The organism is Paenibacillus sp. HJGM_3 (genome assembly GCF_045062745.1).
Taxonomy (GTDB): domain Bacteria; phylum Bacillota; class Bacilli; order Paenibacillales; family NBRC-103111; genus Paenibacillus_AA.
The window spans coordinates 93,540-115,214 of sequence record NZ_JBJGED010000020.1; the positions used below are offsets into that span (position 1 = coordinate 93,540).

The following is a 21,675-nucleotide window of genomic DNA, read 5'->3' on the forward strand; positions in this document are numbered from 1 at the left end:
GCCTCATTATGGGCTGGTTATTAACGATCGCGTATGCGCTTGTCGAACAGGGGAGGCTCATAGATCGGCTGCCTAAGGTAAAGCTGCTGCTTCAGCCCAAAATGCTGGCCCTCTACGGAGACAATCGGACGTTATTCCATACGAAGCGGTTTGCGGCACGAGCTTTGATCGTTTTTGCATGCTGCGTAGTTGGCGCCATAATCCTGTTCTTCGCTGCTGACGGTGATTGGACGATGCTAACGGTCGGCTTGCTGTTCGCCCTCTGTACCCCGTGGGCGATGGTCATGGAGCTAGACCGCAAGATTAAACGTAAGAAACAATCGATCCTGCTGGAGCTGCCTGAGCTGCTGAACCGGCTGACGCTGCTGCTGAACGCAGGAGATACGATCCACGGGGCATGGATGAAGTGCGCCGCCTTCCGTTCTGGACCCAAGGCTTCCAACGAAGACGGATCCCCTTTGCAAAAGGAGATCGCGATGGTCGCCGTTGGCTTGAGCAATCGGGAACCGCTTCCGCTGTTGCTCGAGCAGTTCAGCAAGCGCTGTGCGGTCCAAGAGGTGACCGTGTTTACCACTACGGTGTTGATGAACTACAGACGCGGAGGCGATTCGTTCGTCCTCGCGTTGAAAGGGTTGTCGAACGAAATGTGGGAGCGTCGAAAAGCGCTTACCCGTACGCTCGGAGAGGAAGCTTCGTCCAAGCTGATTTTTCCGATGCTGCTCATTTTTCTGGTCGTAATGGCGATCGTCGCCGCACCGGCTGTAACGATGATGAACGAACCATAAGATGAAGGAGGAAGATGTGAGTGAACTCGATGAAACGTGCTTTAATCCGTTTTTGGAAGGAGGAGGACGGACTTGGGACGCTTGAAATTTTGTTGATTGTTGCCGTCCTGGTTATCGTAGCCGTTGCCTTTCGCAAATGGATTCTGGGCTTTATTAAATCGCTGTTCGGACAGGCCAACCAAGAGCTCGGCGACGCCGGGAACAAGGACTGCCTCGCCAATCCGAGCACCTGCTCGGCGCCGTCCCCGACACCATGATCGCACTTATGATCGCGAGGTTCAAGCGTGCTGCACGGGAGCAGACCGGCAGCTTCACACTGGAAGCGTCTGTGTCGATCCCGGTATTGCTGATCGCCGTAATCGCTTTGATCAGCTTCAGCCTAATGCTGTACAACCGCTCCGAGCTGTATGTGACCGCTGCGGCAGCTGTGGACCGCACCGCTTACGCGTGGGACAACAGCTCCAAAGATCTGCTAACCGGCTCGTACTCATTGGGGCAATCCGACGGCTTATATTGGCGGCTGGCTAGCGATAGCCTTTCGGATGCGTTCCGATTTCTCGTACCTAACGAGGATACACAACTGCCGCTGCCGGCAGGTGATGCGGATTCCAGTGCCGACTCGCTCCCGCGATCCAAGCTGCGACGAGCCGGTGTGGAGCTGCCGCGCAGCATTGTCGGATCACTTCGCTACACAAACCGACTGTACGATCGCGTCGTCCAAGCGAGTGTTGAACGACAAGCGCGTGTGCCGAAGCTAGTGGACTCCTGGTTCATCCCGTCTACATCGGTTGAGTTGAAGTCTTCCGTCACCGACCCGGTTGAGCTGCTGCGCACGGTCGATCTTGTGCGGACGTTCTCGGGACGGCTGAAGGAGCTGTTCTCCCGCCGCGATCCCGCGATACCCCTGCCGGAATCGCCCTCCGTGCCCAGGCCGGAGATGCAGTTTACGTCGGAGAAGGAGGCCGCGGCGTTTTTGCGGAGCCTGCTCGGCAGCCCCTCGGCCGTCTATGTCACTACGCCTTCGGGCCAGCAGCGCAAGCTCGATTCGTTGGACCCCGACGGGCTGTTCCATGAAGCGAAGTTCGGGTATACGTCCAAGACGGAGGCGGTGGAAAATCAGATCGCCAAAGACTTGGAGCTGCTTCGCAGCGCGGGGCAAGTCAAAGGGGTTGTCTGGCATTTTTTTCGCGACAGCCGCAACGGCAAGGTAGGTCCGTCCAAGCCGCTGAGGAAGGAGCTGGAGAAGCGAGGTATCGTCGTTGTGATCCATGGATAAAATTGGTGAATCATTTAGGCCATAACGGGCGTTCCGTGCGAAAAAGGACCCCTAACATACCCCACAAAGTGAAGATTAAGCTCTGGGGTTCCATGAAGGGAGGAGGAGTAGGTGAGAAAGATTTGGAGAAGCCAGAGAGGATCGGCTTCTGTGATGCTAATGATTCTTGTGGCGCCGCTATTCGTGTTCCACGCGGTGTTGATTGACTTTCTAAGAGTACGGATGGCGGAGAGGGAGACGGAGTCCGCACTGAAGCTGGCGCTCCGATCGACATTGTCTGCTTACGATCCTGAGTTGAAAGAGTATGGCTTATACGCGATCGGCTTGAATGATGCCGATGCGGCGCAGCTGTTCCAGCACGTACTCCAGCGCAATATGGGCGGTACCGGCCAAGGGGACAGCTTCACGATCGTACGGCCCTTGCCTGATCCGGCCTCCGTGTCGTTAACTTCGCTTTACACACTGGGCAATCAGACGGTCATGCGTCAGCAAGTGCTCGAGGAGATGAAATATCGGGCGCCGGCGGAATTTACGGTGAACGTGCTGGACAAGCTGCTCGGGGGGCGCAATCCGGCGTCGACCTTATCGGGTGCCTCGGCGTTCGAGAAACGGGCCGAAGCGATCGAGGAGCTCGTAGTTTCTCGGGATCGCGCATTAGACGAAGCATGGGACAGGCTTCTCCGACTGCAGGAGAAGAGCGGGATTTTTCACTCATATTTTGCCGTGAGGCTGGGGGAGCTGGATGACTATGCGGCAAGAATTGGGGGGCACGATGTGGCGGAGATCGAACAATCGATCCGATCGCTCCGTAGCCAGAGCGAACAGCTAGGCCGGTCGCTTGCCTCCCAGCAGGTCGCCCTTCAGGAGCTGTATAAGCAGGCGAAGGAGAACATCCAATTGATTATGGACATGCAGCGTTCGATCTCCATGATCCAGAACAGCCTGTCGACGGTGGCCGGCCAAATCGAACAGTGGCAGACCATCCTGCGCGAGATTGCGGAATTTACCTTGCTCCTGGAGACGAGCAAGGCGGAGGCGGCAAGAGATGCCGCTGTGTTGAAAGGGATTCAGGACGACATTCTGGTCGCGATCGACGAGGCGCAGTCGTTTGATGAGAAAATCCGTGAGTTGTCCTCTTCGCCGGACACGGCCATGTTCATGTCTCCGGAGCTTCTGAACCGGACCGTGCTGCCGGTAGCTTTCTATGCGCTGTACAAGGTGGAAGCGACTGCGCCTTCGGCACTTAGCAACGGGTTCGCGTCGGCGCTGCAAGCGACCTCCCCGCTTATTGGAGACAATCGCTGGACACCCGAGCGCTATGGGATTTTGTCGGCATCGAACGAAGCCTATGCGGAGCGGGCGAACCGCGCTGTTGCCAAGCTGCAGGAAGAGGAGTCGAAGCGCCAGCAGTCCGCTGAGACGACTCGCCGTCAGAAGCGGGAGCAGCTCACCCGGCTGGGCGAAGTGCTCGACCAAGTCAAAAAGCTTGTGGCAGAATGCGGCGGGGTCCTAGGCGGCCGTGGGATCTACGACAAGCTGCATGGAAGTTCGGAATCCCCCGACGTAGGCCTGTATGCCAAATACATGCAATACAATCGATTCGCGGACACCGAAACCGAACCGCTTCCCGATTTTTCCCAAGAGGCAGATCAGGTGAGGCGAGGGGCGTTCCGTTTCGTCGATTCTCTCCTGCTTAAGCTGGCTTCAGCGGCGCAGACGTTTCGAGACGAGCTGTATGTGAACGAATTCGCGCTGGAGAAATTCAATTACCGTACGTTCGGGAAGGAGTCGTCCGCCGACGGCAAGCCGATCCCGGCGACGTCCATGACGAAACCCGCCCAGCATGCGCTGCTGGGGCAGGAGGCGGAATACGTTTTGTACGGGCAATCGTCCTGTCTGCTCAATCAGTCTGCCGCTTACGCGGAGATGTTCGCCTTGCGGCTCGCCATCCGGACGACGGAAGCGATGCTCAGTCCGAGCAGCAAGCTCGCTTCCATCGGATCTCCCCTGCTGATGGTACTCTGGGCGGCAGCTGAGGGAGCGCTAGAGGCTTATCGGGATATGACCGACCTGGTGAACGGCAAGGCCGTGCCTCTATCGGCGAAGCTCGCCGGAGAAGCCGTTACCATGCAGTACAAAGATTATTTGAGGCTGTTCTACTTGCTGCACAGCAACGACAAGCGGACAATGGCCCGTATGCAGGGTTTGATCGAGGTGAACACCGGGCGGGATTTGACGGGGAAGGCGACTTACGTGCAGGGCTCGGTAACCGCAAGCGAACGACTTTGGTTTTTCCCGTATTTCGAGACGCTGTTCGCTTATGAAGTCAAGCGGAATCGGGTTCTAGTAGCCAAAACCGCCTTTTCGTCGTATTAACTTGGAAGGGAATGAAACGTATGGTTTCGATCATCCAAACGATATGGAGACGCAGTGATGGTGGAATCGCCCTAGAGGCGGCACTCGTCATGCCGTTGTTCCTCGGCTTCATCTTGGCGCTCGCCTCCATGATCAAGCTGACGATGACGGACCTTGCGCTTCAGCGGGCGCTGACCGAGACGACGAAGCCGATCGTAGCCTATGCGTATCCGGCCGAGCTGCTTGCTGAGGAGGCGCGTGCCGCGTACGCGTCCAGCCGGGTCGGCAGCGCAGTTACCGATATTTTGAACCGAGTGAGCTCGGCAAGAGGGAAGCTGCTTCAAGGCGAATTGCTGGCGGACCGGTACGAGGCGTACATTCCGGATTTCCTGCTGCGGCTGATTGAGTGGGAGCAAACCGAACGAGAGTCGCTTGAGACGATGTCGCAGGATCAAATCGACGCGTTCAAGGAACAGCGGCTTAATCCGGCTATCCGAGCCGTGTTTCGCCAATTGGTCATTCAGGGTGCGGATCCTTCGGCGTTAAGCGCGGACCGTCTTAAGGTGGTCGATGTTGATTTGCCTCAATTGGGCAGCAGGGAAGAAGCGTTCATCGGCATTACCGCCGAGTATGAGGTGAGGCTGCCGATCCCTTTTTACAGGAAATCGATCACGCTTCGAAAGCAAGTGTTTGAACGCCTGTGGGTCGGCAGTTAACGAGGAGTGGAGGAGAAGCAGCTGTGGCCGTTTCGATAGCGTTGTTGGTGTTACTTATCGCCGCTTTTGTACAGGACGTCCGGCAATCCAGGATCGCCAACACGATTACTGTGCCCGGTATTTTTACAGGGTTGTTGGTGTCGCCCGTGTGCAGTGAGAACGGCTGGCTGTCCGGACTGCTGGATTCGGCTGCAGGCTTAGTCGTGGGTTTGTCTGTGATGCTCGTCTTCTATGCGTTTGGTGCTGTCGGGGCGGGGGATGTAAAGCTGTTTGGCGCGATTGGGTCGATCGCCGGCTTGCCGTTCGTGCTGTACGGCATGATGAATGCCCTGCTGTGCGCGGGGTTGGTCGGACTTGCGATACTTGTTTGGCGCAAGGAGGTTTTGAGCCGTATCGGCACCGTGCTCGCCGTGTTGTTCCGCTTCTGGATGTGGAGAGAGCTCCGTGCCTTGACTGCCTCGGGTTGGGGATCGAGAACGGCTCCGCTTCACTTTCCATTCATGTACGCCGTTGCGCCGGCGATCGGATTGACTTGGTGGACGCTCGGATATCCGTCGTTCTAGGAAAGGGAGGCAAAAAATGAGTGTCTTCGAGCTTCAATTCGATTTTACCGCCGAGAAGGGAGGCTTTCTGCTGGTGGACCGCGACCCGGCATGGTCCCGTACGGATCTGATTTCTCTCGAGGTTCAGATGCTGCAGCATAATAAAATTCCGCGGCTGCTCCCTGTCCACATAGAAGAGATGGATGGACGTATCCGTTTGCTGTTCGACATTCAAGGGAAGAAGCGGCTCACAGACCGGTTGCGGCGTGAATCGCTGACCCAGCGGCAGTACTTGAACATGCTGTTGAACGCCGTTTCCGCCTTGGCCGATTGCGAAGGGTATATGTTGGGCGAGGACCGGCTGCTGCTCCAGGCAGAGTATTTGTTTACCGGCGCGGACATCACGGATATGTATTTCCCGTTCGTCCCCGTGGTTGGACATTCTGCCGAAAAATCGATCCAGGACCGGTTGAAAGGGCTCTCCGCTCTATGCCTAGGTTCCGTGGAGTCGATGGCCGGGACGAGCGTTCCGCGTATTCTGGCCGCATTGCGGGAGGATACGATGCGCTTGCCTGAGTTAAAGGAGCTGTTATTGACGCTCATGCTGGAGCATCCTGCGGCGGCGACGGAGACTCCTAGGGGGTCGTCTCTACCTGGAGCGAACTCCATTGCTCCTGATTCAATTAGGCCCGCTTGGATCCCGGTTATTAACCCTGTGGAGGAGGAAAAGAAGGGGAACGGGGAGTCCCCGAAGCGGTTGTCCTGGTTGACCAGGATCCGGGAGATGAAGGATGAGATCGACATGTCAGGAGAAACCGGGCTGCTTCCTGACGGGAAAGGACGGGGCGACGCAAAAGTGGAGTCGACTGCATCGGATGCCGGAGCAGTGTCGGACCGAAAAAAACAGCTGTATCTGGCGGTAATCGCGGTTGCCGTTCTCGCTTTGACCTGGAGCTTTTATTCGGAAGTCTCCTCTACAACAGGCTTCGTCGTTATGGCCGGAATTAGCGGGGGCGTCGTGATTGGCATAGGATGGACGATCAAAACGCGCCCTGCCTGGTTATTCGGTAACTCCTCCGCCAAGGGGGAGCTGGATACTGGAGCAGCCTATCTTGAAGCGGCGCCCAGCTTCGACGCGCTAGAGGTTGACGTTGGGGAAACCTCACGTTCGGTTTGGAATCCGCCGCCCTCATTTTCGGAATCAGCCGGAGCATCTCAGGCTCCGGCTCGGCTTCCAACCGCCACCGTAGTCCTGGAGCCGAGTGTTATCGAAGCCGCATTGGGATCGCTCGGTGGTTCGCTTGCGTATCGGCTGGATATTACCGTTGATGGGAGGACGGAGTCGGTACAACTGACGAAGGAATCGTTTCTCATCGGCCGATCGGACGGGAGAGCGGACTACACCCTCGAGGAATCGGGCGTATCCAAGCATCATTTGGAATTGATCCGGAGGGGAAACGCCTATTTTGCCCAAGATCTTGGCTCGACGAATGGGACTCTGTTGAACGGGGAGCGCATGGCGCCTTACAAAGCATATCCGCTGAGTCCCGAGGATACGCTCCGGGTTATCCGGACCCAATTTCTAATCAAGCAGGAATGAAGGGCAGTTAAGGCTATTGGGGAGACGCTCCTCAATAGCCTTTTGCTTCGTCGGCGACGACATGACAAACCATGCGCTAAACGCTACAATGAGAACTGTCAATGCTAATGTGTATACTGACTTATTCAACTTACGGAAAGCTAGAGGGACTATTCCATGACGATCATACATGCCGAGCAGTTGAGCAAAAGCTACGGAGAGAAAGTGCTGTTCGACCGAATCTCGTTCACAATCGCCGAGAAGCAGCGGATCGGGTTGATCGGCGTCAACGGGACGGGGAAGTCGTCTTTGCTGCACATTCTGGCTGGGCTTGATTCGCCCGACTCGGGCGAGGTAATGACCGCGAAGACGATGCGGGTCGAATATTTGCCGCAGAACCCCGAGTTCGAAGCGGAAGGCACCGTACTCGAGCAGGTGTTCCACAGCGATACGCCGCTGATGCGGGCGCTCCGCGACTATGAGCTTGCGCTGTCTGCGTTGGAGCGGGATCCCGGCAGCGAAGCTCTGCAGAAGAAGCTGTTCCAGGCACAGGCCGGGATGGACGCGCAGCATGCTTGGGAAGCCGAGACGGAAGCGAAGACCGTGCTGTCGCGGCTCGGCATCCAGGACATGAGCCAATCCGTCGGGACATTGTCCGGCGGCCAGCGCAAGCGCGTCGCCATGGCTCGGGCGCTCATCCGACCGGCCGACCTGCTCATCATGGACGAGCCGACGAACCATCTCGACAACGAGACGATTGAGTGGCTGGAAGGGGTGCTGCTTCGCTTCCCCGGCGCCCTCTTGCTCGTCACCCACGACCGGTATTTCCTGGACCGGGTGACGAACCGCATCTTCGAGCTCGACCGGGGCAAGCTGTATAGCTATGACGGCAATTATGCCGTCTTCCTGGAGAAGAAGGCCGAGCGAGAAGAGCAGGAGGCCGCGTCGGAGAGCAAGCGGCAAAATCTGCTGCGCCGCGAGCTCGCCTGGCTGCGCCGGGGCGCCAAGGCGCGCACGACGAAGCAGAAGGCGCGGATCGATCGCGTCGAGACGCTGCGCGACCAAGAACGCGAAGGGCCGGGCGAGAAGCTCGACATGGCGCTCGGCGGGAGCCGGCTCGGCAAGAAGGTGTACGAGCTTCGCGACGTCACCATGCAGATGAACGGCCGCACTCTGCTGAGCGGCTTCAGTTATTTGTTCCAGCCGGGCGCCCGCATCGGCGTGATCGGGCCTAATGGCAGCGGGAAGTCTACGCTGCTGAATCTGCTCGCCGGCCAGCTGCAGCCTACGTCCGGCACGCTCGAGACCGGCCAGACGGTCAAGGCCGGCTATTACACGCAAGAGAGCGCCGACATGAACCCGAAACTTCGCGTCATTGACTACGTGAAGGAAGGGGCGGAGGTGATCCGTACCACCGATGGCGAGACGATCTCCGCCTCGCAGATGCTGGAACGGTTTCTATTCCCGCCGCATCAGCAGTGGACGACGATCGACCGTCTGTCCGGCGGTGAGCGCCGGCGACTGTACTTGCTCCGCATTCTGATGGGCGAGCCGAACGTCCTGCTGCTCGACGAGCCTACCAACGACTTGGATATCCAGACGCTCACGATCCTGGAACAATATTTGGAGACGTTCCCCGGCACGGTCATCTCGGTCTCGCACGACCGCTATTTCCTGGACCGGACCGCAGAGGTGCTGCTTTGTTTCGAAGGGAACGGGATCGTGAGGCCGTTCTTCGGCGACTATTCCGATTACCTGGAGCAGAAGCAAGCCGACCAATTAGCCGAACGCGCGGTTGCGGAGGGCAAAACGGCCAAATCCGCCTCGGCTGAGCCGGCGGCAGCTTCCGCTTCCGCAAGCGTAAGCGCACCCGCGCCACTCCGCAAGCTGAGCTTCAAGGATCAGAAGGAATGGGACGGCATCGAGCAACGGATCGCCGATTTGGAGGAACAGCTGGAAGCGGCGAAGCAGGGTATCGCCGAAGCCGGGAGCGATTATGACAAGGTAAGGGACTTATACGATAAGGAGCAGCAGCTGAGCGAGGAGCTTGAGCGTGCGATGGAGCGCTGGAGCGAGCTGGCCGAGTTCGTCGAGCAAATCGAGCGCAACAAGGGGTAGCTTAGGCAGAGTGCAAAATGTACCGGAGAAAGCCTCTCGCGATTCTGAAAAGTAAAAAAGTTACTCTAGAGCACAGGAAAAGGCGGGTTGCCGCTCTGTAGAGTTTACAAAAAAATCCCGATCCCCTAGGCAGGGAATCGGGATTTCGCTTACTTTAACGGTACTCGCGCGGGATACGGCGCGCCACGCCGGTGCGGATGGCCGCCTCGACGACATGGTCACGAATAAGCTTGGACACCTTGTCATTAAACACGCTCGGGATGATATACAGCTTGTTCCGCTCATCGTCCGTGATGACGGAGGCGATCGCTTCGGCGGCGGCCAGCTTCATCTCCTCGTTGATGATCGTCGCCCGGCAGTCGAGCGCACCTCGGAACATGCCGGGGAAGCACAAGACATTGTTGATCTGGTTCGGATAGTCCGAGCGCCCGGTAGCGACGACGCCGACGATGTCCTCGATCTCCTCCGGACTGATCTCCGGCGTCGGGTTCGCCATCGCGAATACGACCGGCTGCGCCGCCATGGAAGCGACGTGCTCGCGCTTCAGCAGCCCGCCGGCCGACAGGCCGATGAACACATCGGCGCCGGCCAGCACTTCATACAGCGAACCGCTCACCCGGTTCGGGTTCGTATGCTCGGCGTACCATGTCCACATCGGGTTCTCGTAGGCTTGTCCGGCGACAAGCGCGCCTTGACGATCGACCCCGATGAGCTCCTTGACGCCGGCGGCCAGAAGAATCTTGCTGCACGCGATCCCGGCGGCGCCGATGCCGCACACGACGACCTTGGCCTCGCGGATCGACTTCCCGACCACCTTCAGCGCACTGATCAGGCCGGCATAGAGCACGACGGCGGTGCCATGCTGGTCATCGTGAAAGACCGGAATATCGAGCTCGGCCTTCAGCCGCTCTTCGATCTCGAAGCAGCGCGGCGACGAGATGTCCTCCAGATTGATGCCGCCGAATGCCGGGGCGATCATCTTGATCGTGCGGATAATCTCTTCCGTATCCTGCGTGTCGAGGCAGATGGGGAACGCATCCACATCGGCCATCTGCTTGAACAGCATCGCCTTGCCCTCCATGACCGGCATAGCGGCATACGGGCCGATATTGCCGAGACCGAGCACGGCGCTGCCGTCTGACACGACGGCGACGGTGTTGCGTTTGATCGTAAGGGTAAACGCCTTGCGCTGCTCCTCATGAATAGCGAGGCAGACGCGGGCCACGTCGGGCGTATAGACACGGGACAGGTCGTCCCGGTTTTGAATCGGTACTTTCAGCTTCGTCTCGATCTTGCCGCCCAGATGCATCAGGAACGTCCGGTCGGAGATGTTGACCAGCTTCACACCCCGGATGAGCTTGATCCGATCCACGATCGAGTTAATATGCGCGGAATCCGTAACGGTGACCGTCAAATCCCGCGTCGTGGAATCGTGCTTCGTCTGGATGACGTCAATGGCCACCAGGTCTCCGCCAAGCTCGACGATCGCGGTTACGATGTCGCTGAATTTCACTTGGTCGGTATGTATTTCCAGTCGCAGAATGATGCTTTTCCCAGTTGTCATCAGCTTGCTCTCTCTTTCCATGACGACCCTCCCGATGGACAAAGTGAACTACTCCCACAGTGTATACCATGTACGGCCGCTTTGAGAAGCGCACCGCTTTAAACCAATTGTTGCAATCGGAATTACAGTCTTTATACCCAACTAGGAACGGAACGCATTTTATGATAAAATGTAAAAATGTGTGCATTCCTTTAATGTACGGAAAGGCGGTTTAAAGATGATCTCAACTACTAACATAACATTGCGCTATGGCAAACGCGCTCTGTTCGAAGACGTCAACATTAAATTCACCCCGGGCAACTGCTATGGACTGATCGGGGCCAACGGAGCCGGCAAATCGACGTTTCTGAAAATTTTATCGGGTGAGATTGAGCCGAACAGCGGGGAAGTCCATGTGACCCCGGGCGAACGGATTGCGGTACTGAAGCAGAACCATTATGAATTCGACGAGATCGAAGTGCTGAAGACGGTCATAATGGGCCATAAGAAACTATTTTCTATTATGGAAGAGAAGGACGCTTTGTATGCAAAACCGGACTTCTCCGAAGAGGATGGCATGCGCGCCGCCGAGCTCGAAGGCGAGTTCCAGGACCTGGACGGCTGGCAGGCGGAATCCGACGCAGCGGAGCTGTTGATCGGCCTGGGCATCGGCACGGATCTGCACGACAAGAAGATGCAAGAGCTCGACGGCAACCAGAAGGTTCGCGTGCTGCTGGCCCAAGCGTTGTTCGGCAACCCGCAAATTTTGCTGCTCGACGAGCCTACCAACCACTTGAATCTGGAATCGATCAACTGGCTCGAGAACTTCCTGGGCAAATTCGAAGGCACCGTCGTCGTTGTCTCCCATGACCGCCACTTCCTGAACCAAGTATGTACCGCGATCGCGGACATCGACTTCGGCAAAATCCAAATGTACGTGGGCAACTACGACTTCTGGTACGAGTCGAGCCAGCTGGCCCTGAAGCTCGCGCGAGACCAGAACAAGCGGACCGAAGAAAAGCGCAAGGAGCTGGAGACGTTTATCGCCCGATTCAGTGCGAACGCGTCCAAGTCCAAGCAGGCGACTTCGCGGAAAAAGCAGCTCGAGAAGCTCACGCTGGAAGACATTCGTCCTTCCAATCGGAAGTATCCGTTCATCAACTTCAAGCCGGAGCGGGAGGCGGGCAAAAACATCTTGTCAGTCGACCGGCTGAACAAAACCGTGGACGGCGAAGTCGTGCTGAACAACATCAGCTTCGTCGTGAACAAGGGCGACAAGATCGCACTCGTCGGTCCGAACGGCAACGCCAAAACGATGCTGTTCCAGATCATTACGGGCGAGCAGGAGGCCGACTCCGGCACGTACGAGTGGGGCGTTACGACGACGCATGCGTATTTCCCCAAAGACAACTCCTCTTACTTCGAAGGAGTGGACTTGAATCTGGTAGACTGGCTGCGGCAATATTCCAAGGACCAGGACGAGACGTTCATCCGCGGGTTCCTGGGACGCATGCTGTTCTCGGGCGAAGAATCGCAGAAGAAGGCTTCGGTGCTGTCCGGGGGCGAGAAAGTGCGCTGCATGCTGTCCAGAATGATGCTGACCGGCGCCAATGTCCTGCTGTTCGATGAGCCGACCAACCACTTGGACCTCGAATCGATCACCGCACTCAACAACTCGCTGATCGAAACGGACGAGACGATGCTCTTCGTCTCGCATGACCACCAGTTCGTACAAACCGTCGCGAACCGCATCATAGAGATTACCCCGAAAGGGTTGATCGACAAGATGACGACATTCGACGAATACCTCGCCAGCGAGGACATCAAGCGTCAGCGCGAAGCGATGTACAGCTAAGCGGAGCATTGAACGCAACAGGGAGCCCCGGGCTCCCTTGTTTCATTTTTGGCGGAATCCGGATCCGAATGTTTTCCATTTTGCCCGCTCGTTTGCTATAATTTAGCCAAAACGATCCATAGAGGACGGGGGGCGGGCGGCTATGTTTGATCCCACAATATTCGAGAACCTGAAGGTCGTCATGGAAGGAGCGGTCTATGACTTGGATTTGGAAGGCGTGATACTGGTCGTCGGTCGTCAAGACCTCGTGGACTTGGCGGACATGTCCAGAGCTTACGTCATCCGGTTCCGGCTGAAGGACGGCAAGTGCACCGGCGAGCTGCGGTTGATCGCGGGACTTGCGGACCTGGCGGGAGAGAAGCTGGAGTGGAAACACGCCACGCCGGGGTGTTCGCTCGAGATCAAGTTTACATTGGAGATGAAAGAGACCGGGAGTGCCTGCCACACGATTCAACGGGAATTGGAAGCGATCTGGGACCACCGCCCGGACATCCGGCAGACCGTCTCGTACCCCTACCATGCGGAGGCCGGACGGGACCGGCTGTTCACGAACGAGATTCGGTGCTCCTTCAACCGCAAAATCGATGAAGGCCATTGGAGCGACTTCCCGGAGCTGCTGGATGTCATGGTCGATTCGCTTGAGGCGCTGGAGCCGCATCATGCCGCGGGGGAGACGGGATGAAGGAGCTGACCGAACGGCAGCTGCTGCAGCTGGAGGCGCCGGAGACGCTCTACTTGTTCGTCTACACTCCCTTATGCGGGACGTGCGCGGCCGCTCGGCGCATGCTGAATATTCTCGAACAGATGCGTCCGGACGTCCTGCTCTACGAAGCCAATATCAATTTCTTGCCTCAATTGACGCGCCGGTGGGAGATTACGAGCGTGCCTTGCCTGCTCCGGCTGAAGCGGGGTCAACCGGCGGACCGGCTATACGCCATGAAATCGATCGATCACGTCTACCGATTCCTCTTCCCGGAGGCAGACGGATTCACGAAAGCATAGGAAGGGAGACCGAGCCATGTCAGATTCACCGATTCCTGTCGGAGCCTTAGCATTAGTAGAATACAAGACCGGGCAATATATCGCCCAGCTGCTCGAATGGGCGCCGCCCCGCGCGCTTGTCCAGATCGCCGCAGTCGTGAAGCATCCCGAGCAAGGGGACTTGCACAACCCGATGGAGACCCAGGTGGCGTTGTTCCATCAGCGCCGAGCGCTCTCGTTCCGCGAGAAGACCTGGATTCCGAAGCAGGCGATTCATCCTTATCATGGCACCGTACCCGATTATCAGGAATCGCTCCAACAGGCGATAGAGGCGGAGATCCGGCTGCTCGAGCGTACCCGGGCCTGGGCGGACCGCTCGCTGCATGAGTTGGCGGCGCTGAAGCAAGACTATTTTCCACAGAACTAATCCACAGAATTAAACGACGCGGAGGCAGCGAGTAATGCTCATCATAGGGATTGCCGGCGGGACCGGATCGGGTAAAACGACAGTAGCGGAAAGACTGGTGCACGAGCTGGGACCGAATTCCGTCGTGCTGTTGTCCCAGGATTCTTATTACAAGGACAACCCGCATCTGACGCTGCAGGAGCGGGAACGGATCAACTACGACCACCCGGAATCGATCGACAGCGCCCTTCTGCTCGAACACCTGCGCAGCCTGCGGAACGGCCGGCCGATCGACATGCCGCAGTACGATTTCGCCACCCACAGCCGCAAGTCGGAGACCATTCGGGTGGCCCCTACTTCGGTCATCGTACTGGAAGGGATTCTGCTGTTCGCCGACCCGAGCCTTCGGAGCGAACTGGACATCAAAGTGTTCGTCGATACGGACCCGGACGTTCGGGTGCTGCGCCGGCTGATGCGGGACATGCAGGAGCGGGGACGCTCGGTGGAGTCGGTCTGCGCCCAATATTTGGATACCGTCAAGCCGATGCACGATGCGTTCGTCGAGCCGTCCAAACGGTACGCGGATCTGATTATTCCGGAAGGCGGCCGCAACGAGATCGCGATCGGCGTGCTGACCTCGAGAGTCCAGTCGTACTTGGGTTTGGCGGCAACGGCAGAGAGGCGCTGAAGGAAGGGTTGTGGACAGGGCTTGCCGGCCCTGTTTTTTTGTATGGCAGCACGGGGAGGATTACACGAGATCGACTACAGGAGGGTATTATGACAGCTTCATGGAAGGACATGCGTCAAGTGCCGCAAGACGCGCTGCAGGAGCGGATCGAGTCGGTCAAAACGCTTCAAGCGGACGAGAACGAGCTGTACGAGATCGTTAAGGATCGTGAAACTGGTGATCATTACTTGCACTATAGCTACCGTCATCTGCATGTGGCCGACGGGACGGAGGAGACGTTCCATCAGCTGCTGCCGCTGGACAGCGACGATGTGCTCAGTTATGTATTCGGCGAACAATCGTATCGGTACCCGGACCATTGGACGCGGGCATTCCTGAGGAACGGCCCGGACGGCAGCTACGTCTGGTTCGACCCGAGCGAGCTCCGGGAGGAAGCCGACAAGCAGCGGAAAGCCGAAGAAATGGCCGATATTATGCGGGCGTTCAAATCATCCGGCCAGGTGGATGAAGCATCGGTAAAGCGGATGCTGGAAGAGATCGATCGTAAACTCGGCGAGGGCGACGAATAGCGCGGCAACCTACATCCACAAGTACCAGATGACCCAGCTAAGCAGGGCGCAGAGGGAGGAGACGGATCCGAAGACGAGTACGATCCGGTTCTCGGTCCACCCGTATTTCATGCTGTAATGATAATGAATCGGCGCCATGCGGAAGATGCGCAGTTTGGTCCGTTTGTAGTACCAGACTTGCAAAATGACCGACAGCTGCTCGGCAAAGTAGACGAAGAACAGGAGCGGGATGAGCAGCTCCACCTTCTCCAGGATGGCGAGGAAGGAGAGCGATCCTCCGATGGCGAGCGAACCCGTATCCCCCATAAACGCTTTGGCCGGGAACGCGTTATAGATGAGCAGGCCGAGGAGACTGGCAATCATGGCTAGACAAAAGAGCTCGACCTCCGGCTTCTCGGTGATGGCGAAGAAGAACATGTAGGTAGGAAGGGCCACCACGATGAGCAACCCGTCCAAGCCGTCCGTGAAGTTGATGGCGTTGGCGGAACCGACGACGAACAGCAGCATGAGCACGATATAGGCCGAAGTGGGCAAGGCAAGCTGATATCCGCCGATCAAGGTTATGTCGGAAGTGAGCTGGAAGTGCTCGAACAACATATAGAGCAGCACGCCCGTGAACAAAAACTGTAGAACGAGCTTAGCCCGGCCGGAGATGCCGGATGGGTCTTGGAAGGCTGCTTTTTTGAAATCGTCGAGAAATCCGACTACGCTGAACAGCAAGAAGGACGAGCCCAGAAAGGCCGTCCAAGGGGTCGGATTCGCTATGTACGCCGCTGCGCTGCCGATCAGCAGGATCAAGCCGGCCATGAGCGGGGTGCCCTTCTTGGCTTGAATCCCCGCGGGCATCTCCGCTCGAATCGGCTGGGTCAGCTTGAAATAGCGCAAAGCTAATATGAGTACTGGGGTCAGAACAGCTACAGCAATAAAAGTAAGGGCGGAAATGCCCATCGCAGACGTGGCCATCGGGATCTAATCCTCTCGTTTCCGGCTTATTCTAGTCTATTTCCATAGCCGGGACGAATATTCCTGCTTGACCGTATATGCGATTTCCGCCTAGGCGTCGAGAGGGACAACGGGACTGCTCTTGCGGGTCAGGATGCCTTCCGGGAACACCACCCGGATCTGGTGGACGATAAGGGTCGCAAGCAAAGCTTTGGCGGCATCGCCCGGCAGGAACGGATAACAGCTCAAGGACAACGATTTGGCCAAAGAATAATGCGTGACATGCGCAAACCAAGGAATCCCGGTCACATAGAGCAGAAGCGAGCCGGAAATTTCAATGGTCAGGAAAAGCAGCACGAACGATTTCCAGCCACGGCCCCGAATCCGAGAAGCGATGAGCCCGATGAACAGGGCGGCGAACGGATAAGCCCAGATGAATCCGGCGGTGCGGCCGGTCAGCAGCGCGATTCCCCCTGCACCATGCACGAGCGGCAAGCCGATTGCGGTGAGCAGGACGACGGCACCGATGCTAATAAAGCCGTACACCCCTCCCAGCAAGGCGCCGGTCAGCATGATCGCAAAATTCGCGAGTGTAATCTGTACCGGAGTGAAGCCGAGCGGAATCTGGATGAAGGTGAATGCGACGAACAACGCGCCGAATAATGCGGCATATGTAATGCCTCGGATGCTCCAATTGAAAGCTGAAGTTTGCATTGCCAAGCCTCCTTTTATTTGTTAACCTATTCATCATGACGTGGTTAACAATTGGCATTGTAGCACACTTATTTTGGACTGACTAGAGGGGGAGAGCGAATTTTGCAGCACTTACGATTGAACCTGGTCTCGGTGGCCTTCTCTAGTCAGGAACCGATCAAGAGAGCTTTGGATGCGATTACGCTTGCGATCGGACCTGGTGAATGGGTGTCCCTCGTCGGGAAGAACGGGAGCGGGAAAAGTACATTGGCCCGGGTATTGGCGGGCCTGCTGCCGGTATCGGCCGGGGGGATCGATCGGGGCTGGACGGCTGAGGACGGAACGAACCGGCTCAGTGTGAGGATGGTCATGCAGCAGCCGGAAGGGCAGCTCATCGGCGAAACCGTCGACGAGGACGTAAGATTTACGTTGGAGCTGGCCGGTGTGGCATGGGAAGCCCAAGAGGAGCCGCTCGTTCGGGCGTTGAACGCAATCGGTTTGCTGGAGCAGCGGTATGCGCGAACGGCGGAGCTGTCGGGCGGACAGCAGCAGTTGCTGGCCGTCGCCGGCTGTATCGCGGCCGAGTCCCGGCTTATCGTATTCGATGAAGCGACCTCAATGCTGGATCCTCTCTCGCGTGAGAGGCTGCTGGAATGTGCCCTAGCTTTGCAAGAACGCGGAGTCGCAATCGTATGGGTAACTCACGCAATGGAAGAGCTGGCTTGGTCTACCCGTGTGGTCGCGATGCAGGAAGGGAAGCTGGTGTACGACGGGGACGTGAGGGCCTTTTTTTATGGAGACGGCAGCGGGGAGGAGCCCCCTTGCGAACGGCTGCAGCTGGAGCCTCCTTTTGTTGTGCAAACGGTGTTTGAGCTTCAGCGGCGCGGGGTGACGCTTCCTGGGCAACCGCTCACATGGGAGGCGCTTCAGGCGGAGCTGGAGGTGCTGCTACCGTGAGTGTACATCGCATCCTTGTGGATCGGGTTACCGTTTACTCTGGGGATAACCGGTCATCTGGCCGGGACGATCGGGAAGGTTCCGGCAAACGCCTCGATTCGATCTCTTGCGAGCTGGAGCCGGGCAAGCTGACGCTGCTCCTCGGCACCGTCGGGTCGGGCAAGTCGACGCTGCTGGATGTGCTGGGCGGTCTTGTGACGCCTGATGAAGGGACGGTGAAGCACGTTCCGGATGTGGGCGGAGCGGGGAAGGTAGAATCGGATGACCCCCGGCACGCAGGTTTGGTAGGTGCAGACATCGGGATGATGTTCCAGTTTCCCGAGCAGCAGCTGTTCGCCCGGACGGTGCAGGGCGAGTTCGATTATTCGCTGCGGCCGCTCAAGCTGCCGCCCGCCCAGGCTGCCGCGCAGACCGCTACTGCGCTGCGCGAGGTGGGGCTGCCCGGGGGGACGCTCGCGCTCCACCCGTTCGCCCTAAGCGGCGGCGAGCAGCGCCGCGTCGCGATGGCGACCACCCTGGCGACGGCGCCCGGGTGGCTGCTGCTCGATGAAGCGTCCGCCGGGCTGGACGCGGAGGGCACCCGCCGCTTCGCGCAGCAGCTGCGGCGGTGGACGCGGGAGGAACGTCTCGGGGTCGTGCTGGCCACGCACGATCTCGAGACGTTCCTCCCGCTGGCGGACGAGGTGCTGATCCTCGTCCGCGGGCGCCTCGCGGCGGCGATGCGCCGCGAGCAGCTGGTGGCTGCGCCGGCCGTGCTGGCGCAGGCGGGGCTGGCGCTGCCCGAGCGCGTGCGGGCGGCGGCTTGGCTGCGCGCGCGCGGGCTCGCGGGCGCGTCCGCGGGCGGCGCGGAGGCCGGGTACGCGATGGCCCCGGCCGGCGTCGCCGACGCGGTCGCCCGCGCGCTCGCCGCGCGCGAGCGCAGTGCCGCGGCTGCGCCGGCAGGCCGCTCGCGGCGCGAAGCCGCGGACGGCCCGGCGTCGTCCGCGCCCGCCCGCGCCACGCCTACCGCGCCCGCGCCCGATAGCGTCAAGCCCGCTGCGCCCACGCCTGCGTCCACCGGCGGCACCGTCGCACCCGAGCCTTCGCACGCTCGAGCGGCGGCCGAGCTGTCGCCCGCCTACGGCACCTTCGCGCCCGAGCCTACGCTCGCCCGAGAGGCGCCCGAGCTGTCGCCCGCCCCGGCCACCGTCGTACCCGCGCCTACGCTCGCCCGAGAGGCGCCCGAGCTGTCGCCCGCCCTGGCCACTGCCGCGCCAGAACGGACTCCCGCCCCTCCGGCAGCCCGCGTCGACCCAAGAGCGGCCTGGCTCTACACCACCCTGGTGTCGATCGGGATGCTGCTCCAGACGAGCAGGCTCGGCTTGGCCGTATCGGCAGCAGTCACAGGCTGGACGGTGGCGCGCTCCACGGTGTCGTTCCGAACCGTTAGCAAGCTGCTGCTGCCGTTCGCCGGACTCATGAGCTTCACGGTGGCCTTCGCCGGCCTCCATTGGGACGGCTATTCCATTGCGGAGGCAGTAGAGACGCTGAAGTCCATGCTGCGGTTCCTGTTTATGATGGCTGTGGGTGTTCTGCTGCCTTTGGAATACAGTCCGCTTACCTTGAAGCAAGCCCTTGAGCGCAGCTTGTCCGGTCTGGCCCGATGGAAGCTGCCGATCGAGCCGATCGCCCTGTACGTGGCGATGTTGACGCGCTTCATTCCGCTTATTCGCTCGGAATGGGGGAGGTTTGCCCGCATTGCCCGCGCGCGAGGTCGGAGACGATCCAAGCCGGGGACCATTCGACTTTGGGAGCTGCCGGCCACAGCGATCCCCATGCTCCTGTCGCTGTTCCGACTGGCCGACTCCGCGGCAACGGCAATGGAGATGCGGGGCTACCCGGCCCCGCGACTCGAGTCGCCCGCCTCGCCGTACAGCAGGCAGCGGTTCGCCCTAGCGGATTATATCCGCGTACTGGTCGGGATTGCCGCCTTTCTCTTGCTTGCGCTAATTCGTATAATGGAGTAGACAGCATCCAACGTACAAAGGGAGAGTGGAGAAGCATGACGATTGTGGGATTGATCCGGCATGGCGTGACGGACTGGAATTTGTCGAGACGCGCTCAAGGGCATAGCGACATACCGCTGAACGAGGAGGGCCGCAGCCAAGCGGAGAAGCTGGCTCTTCGGCTGCAGCATGAGCAGTGGGACCTGCTGTATTCCAGCGATTTGGGCCGCGCCCGGGAAACGGCTCAAGCGATCGCGAGCTTGAAGCGTCTTCCCGTTGAGGTCGATCGGCGCTTGCGCGAGGTGAACTTGGGACAGATCGAAGGGATGACGCATGAGGAGATCGTAGCCAAGTGGGGCGAAGACTGGCGTCACCTCGACCTGGGCATCGAAACCAAGGAGCAAGTGGAGAGCCGCGGGCTGGACACGGTCAACTTGATCGCCGAACGTCACCCGGGATTGAGAATATTAGTGGTCGCCCACGGAGGCTTTATCGGATCGACATTGAGAAAACTCGTCCCTCAAGTCGATACGTCCGCCTTATTGAACAACACGTCGATCACCATCGTAAGAAAACAGCCCGCAGGCTGGGAGTGCGAGCTGTTCAACTGCACCAGACACTTGCTCGCTTAGTGCAGGCGCAGGCTGAGCGTCAGCCTGCATCCCCCTGCCCCTCAGCTTCTGGCATAGAGGGGGGTGGACAAATACCGCTCGCCCGTATCCGGCAGCAGCGCTACGATCGTCTTGCCCGCATGCTCGGGCAGACGGGCCAGCTGCGAGGCCGCGTGAACGGCAGCCCCCGAAGAAATGCCGACAAGCAATCCCTCCGTCCTCGCCAACAGGCGGGACGCATTGTAAGCTTCCTCATTTTTCACACAGACGATCTCGTCTACAACGCTCCGATTGAACGTGTCCGGCACGAAGCCGGCACCGATCCCCTGGATTTGATGCGCTCCCGGACTGCCTCCTGAGAGCACAGGCGAGTCGTAAGGCTCTACCGCAACGATATGCACGGAAGGCTTGTACGCCTTCAGCCGCTCGCCTACGCCGGAGACGGTGCCGCCCGTCCCGACGCCCGCCACGAACAGATCGACTTGTCCGTCCGTATCGCGCCATATTTCCTCCGCTGTCGTCTCGCGATGAACGGCGGGATTCGCCGCGTTCTGGAACTGCTGCGGAATGAACGCGTTCGGGATCTGCGAGGCGAGCTCATCGGCCTTGCGGATCGCCCCGGCCATGCCTTCTCGCCCTGGAGTAAGCACGAGCTCGGCTCCAAGCGCCTGCAGCACGTTTCTTCGCTCCACGCTGAACGACTCCGGCATCGTCAGGATGAGCCGATAGCCGAGGGCCGCGGCGACGAACGCGAGCGCAATGCCGGTATTCCCGCTGGTCGGCTCGATCAGGACGGAGTCCGGAGTGAGCCGGCCCTCTTCCTCCGCACGCTTGATCATCGCGTACCCGATCCGATCCTTGACGCTCCCTGCCGGGTTGAAATATTCGAGCTTCGCCACCAGCCGGCCTTCAAGTCCCACGGCCCGGCTGTAGTTCGAGAGCCCAAGCATGGGGGTATTGCCAATCAGCTCCGTCAAATTCGCCGCAATTCGTGCCAATGTGATCACCATCCGTAATGTTAATATCTCACTAATCCTATCCCTATACATGACATTAACGATAGCCCGATCCGGC

At 58.9% G+C, this 21,675-nt stretch carries 21 protein-coding genes; 17 read left to right on the top strand and 4 right to left on the bottom strand.

Annotation, left to right across the window (positions count from 1 at the left end; translation table 11 throughout):
• Positions 1-8 precede the first annotated feature (8 nt).
• The 8 genes from ACI5FR_RS21200 (at position 9) to ACI5FR_RS21235 (ending at position 9,371) form a co-directional block, all read left to right on the top strand.
• Positions 9-785, top strand: a complete 777-nt coding sequence (locus ACI5FR_RS21200) for a type II secretion protein F (RefSeq protein WP_405457998.1) — start codon at positions 9-11, stop codon at positions 783-785.
• Positions 786-814: 29 nt separating this feature from the next.
• Positions 815-1,042, top strand: a complete 228-nt coding sequence (locus ACI5FR_RS21205; RefSeq protein WP_405458132.1) for a Flp1 family type IVb pilin — start codon at positions 815-817, stop codon at positions 1,040-1,042.
• A gap of 8 nt (positions 1,043-1,050) precedes the next feature.
• Entirely contained in the window at positions 1,051-2,061 is a 1,011-nt protein-coding gene (locus ACI5FR_RS21210; protein ID WP_405458000.1) for a hypothetical protein, read from the top strand.
• 111 nt (positions 2,062-2,172) lie between these two features.
• The gene (locus tag ACI5FR_RS21215) at positions 2,173-4,437 is read left to right on the top strand and encodes a hypothetical protein (protein WP_405458003.1); all 2,265 of its coding nucleotides are present in this window, start codon (positions 2,173-2,175) and stop codon (positions 4,435-4,437) included.
• 20 nt (positions 4,438-4,457) lie between these two features.
• Positions 4,458-5,132, top strand: a complete 675-nt coding sequence (locus ACI5FR_RS21220) for a TadE/TadG family type IV pilus assembly protein (protein WP_405458006.1) — start codon at positions 4,458-4,460, stop codon at positions 5,130-5,132.
• Positions 5,133-5,155: 23 nt separating this feature from the next.
• Complete coding sequence (locus ACI5FR_RS21225) at positions 5,156-5,695, top strand: A24 family peptidase (protein ID WP_405458008.1); 540 nt, start codon at positions 5,156-5,158, stop codon at positions 5,693-5,695.
• A gap of 16 nt (positions 5,696-5,711) precedes the next feature.
• Positions 5,712-7,274, top strand: coding sequence for a DUF6382 and FHA domain-containing protein (locus ACI5FR_RS21230; RefSeq protein WP_405458009.1), 1,563 nt, complete (start codon positions 5,712-5,714; stop codon positions 7,272-7,274).
• 156 nt (positions 7,275-7,430) lie between these two features.
• Positions 7,431-9,371, top strand: coding sequence for an ABC-F family ATP-binding cassette domain-containing protein (locus ACI5FR_RS21235; protein WP_405458011.1), 1,941 nt, complete (start codon positions 7,431-7,433; stop codon positions 9,369-9,371).
• A gap of 154 nt (positions 9,372-9,525) precedes the next feature.
• Here the strand turns inward: ACI5FR_RS21235 and ACI5FR_RS21240 are convergent, their stop codons facing one another.
• Positions 9,526-10,956 (bottom strand): NAD-dependent malic enzyme, encoded by a 1,431-nt coding sequence (locus ACI5FR_RS21240; RefSeq protein ID WP_405458012.1) that lies wholly within the window; start codon positions 10,954-10,956, stop codon positions 9,526-9,528.
• 196 nt (positions 10,957-11,152) lie between these two features.
• Between ACI5FR_RS21240 and ACI5FR_RS21245 the strand changes: the two genes are divergently transcribed.
• The 6 genes from ACI5FR_RS21245 to ACI5FR_RS21270 all read left to right on the top strand — a co-directional run bounded on the left by ACI5FR_RS21245 (position 11,153) and on the right by ACI5FR_RS21270 (position 15,413).
• Positions 11,153-12,769 carry an ABC-F family ATP-binding cassette domain-containing protein gene (locus tag ACI5FR_RS21245; protein ID WP_405458014.1) on the top strand — a complete coding sequence of 539 codons (1,617 nt, stop codon included), beginning with the start codon at positions 11,153-11,155 and terminating at the stop codon, positions 12,767-12,769.
• A 142-nt stretch (positions 12,770-12,911) separates the two neighbouring features.
• The gene (locus ACI5FR_RS21250) at positions 12,912-13,451 is read left to right on the top strand and encodes a hypothetical protein (RefSeq protein ID WP_405458015.1); all 540 of its coding nucleotides are present in this window, start codon (positions 12,912-12,914) and stop codon (positions 13,449-13,451) included.
• Positions 13,448-13,771 (top strand): thioredoxin family protein, encoded by a 324-nt coding sequence (locus ACI5FR_RS21255; RefSeq protein WP_405458017.1) that lies wholly within the window; start codon positions 13,448-13,450, stop codon positions 13,769-13,771. Before ACI5FR_RS21250 ends, ACI5FR_RS21255 begins: the two co-directional genes overlap by 4 nt.
• A gap of 16 nt (positions 13,772-13,787) precedes the next feature.
• Complete coding sequence (gene kapB, locus ACI5FR_RS21260; RefSeq protein WP_405458020.1) at positions 13,788-14,177, top strand: kinase-associated lipoprotein KapB; 390 nt, start codon at positions 13,788-13,790, stop codon at positions 14,175-14,177.
• Between the two features lie 34 nt (positions 14,178-14,211).
• The gene (gene udk / locus ACI5FR_RS21265) at positions 14,212-14,844 is read left to right on the top strand and encodes a uridine kinase (protein WP_405458022.1); all 633 of its coding nucleotides are present in this window, start codon (positions 14,212-14,214) and stop codon (positions 14,842-14,844) included.
• Between the two features lie 89 nt (positions 14,845-14,933).
• Positions 14,934-15,413, top strand: coding sequence for a hypothetical protein (locus ACI5FR_RS21270; protein WP_405458024.1), 480 nt, complete (start codon positions 14,934-14,936; stop codon positions 15,411-15,413).
• A 9-nt stretch (positions 15,414-15,422) separates the two neighbouring features.
• On the opposite strand, the gene mraY is transcribed toward ACI5FR_RS21270, so the two are convergent.
• Entirely contained in the window at positions 15,423-16,376 is a 954-nt protein-coding gene (gene mraY, locus ACI5FR_RS21275) for a phospho-N-acetylmuramoyl-pentapeptide-transferase (protein WP_405458027.1), read from the bottom strand.
• 90 nt (positions 16,377-16,466) lie between these two features.
• Positions 16,467-17,069 carry a biotin transporter BioY gene (locus ACI5FR_RS21280; protein ID WP_405458029.1) on the bottom strand — a complete coding sequence of 201 codons (603 nt, stop codon included), beginning with the start codon at positions 17,067-17,069 and terminating at the stop codon, positions 16,467-16,469.
• 102 nt (positions 17,070-17,171) lie between these two features.
• Here ACI5FR_RS21280 and ACI5FR_RS21285 point away from each other — a divergent pair, with 102 nt between their 5' ends.
• From ACI5FR_RS21285 to ACI5FR_RS21295, 3 genes are read left to right on the top strand one after another with little or no spacing between them, the layout of a single operon-like run.
• Entirely contained in the window at positions 17,172-18,005 is an 834-nt protein-coding gene (locus tag ACI5FR_RS21285; RefSeq protein ID WP_405458031.1) for an ATP-binding cassette domain-containing protein, read from the top strand.
• Complete coding sequence (locus ACI5FR_RS21290; protein ID WP_405458033.1) at positions 18,002-20,011, top strand: ATP-binding cassette domain-containing protein; 2,010 nt, start codon at positions 18,002-18,004, stop codon at positions 20,009-20,011. The genes ACI5FR_RS21285 and ACI5FR_RS21290 overlap by 4 nt, the downstream gene beginning before the upstream one ends.
• A gap of 35 nt (positions 20,012-20,046) precedes the next feature.
• The gene (locus ACI5FR_RS21295; RefSeq protein ID WP_405458035.1) at positions 20,047-20,622 is read left to right on the top strand and encodes a histidine phosphatase family protein; all 576 of its coding nucleotides are present in this window, start codon (positions 20,047-20,049) and stop codon (positions 20,620-20,622) included.
• 41 nt (positions 20,623-20,663) lie between these two features.
• On the opposite strand, the gene cysK is transcribed toward ACI5FR_RS21295, so the two are convergent.
• The gene (cysK, locus tag ACI5FR_RS21300) at positions 20,664-21,599 is read right to left on the bottom strand and encodes a cysteine synthase A (RefSeq protein ID WP_405458037.1); all 936 of its coding nucleotides are present in this window, start codon (positions 21,597-21,599) and stop codon (positions 20,664-20,666) included.
• Positions 21,600-21,675 lie beyond the last annotated feature (76 nt).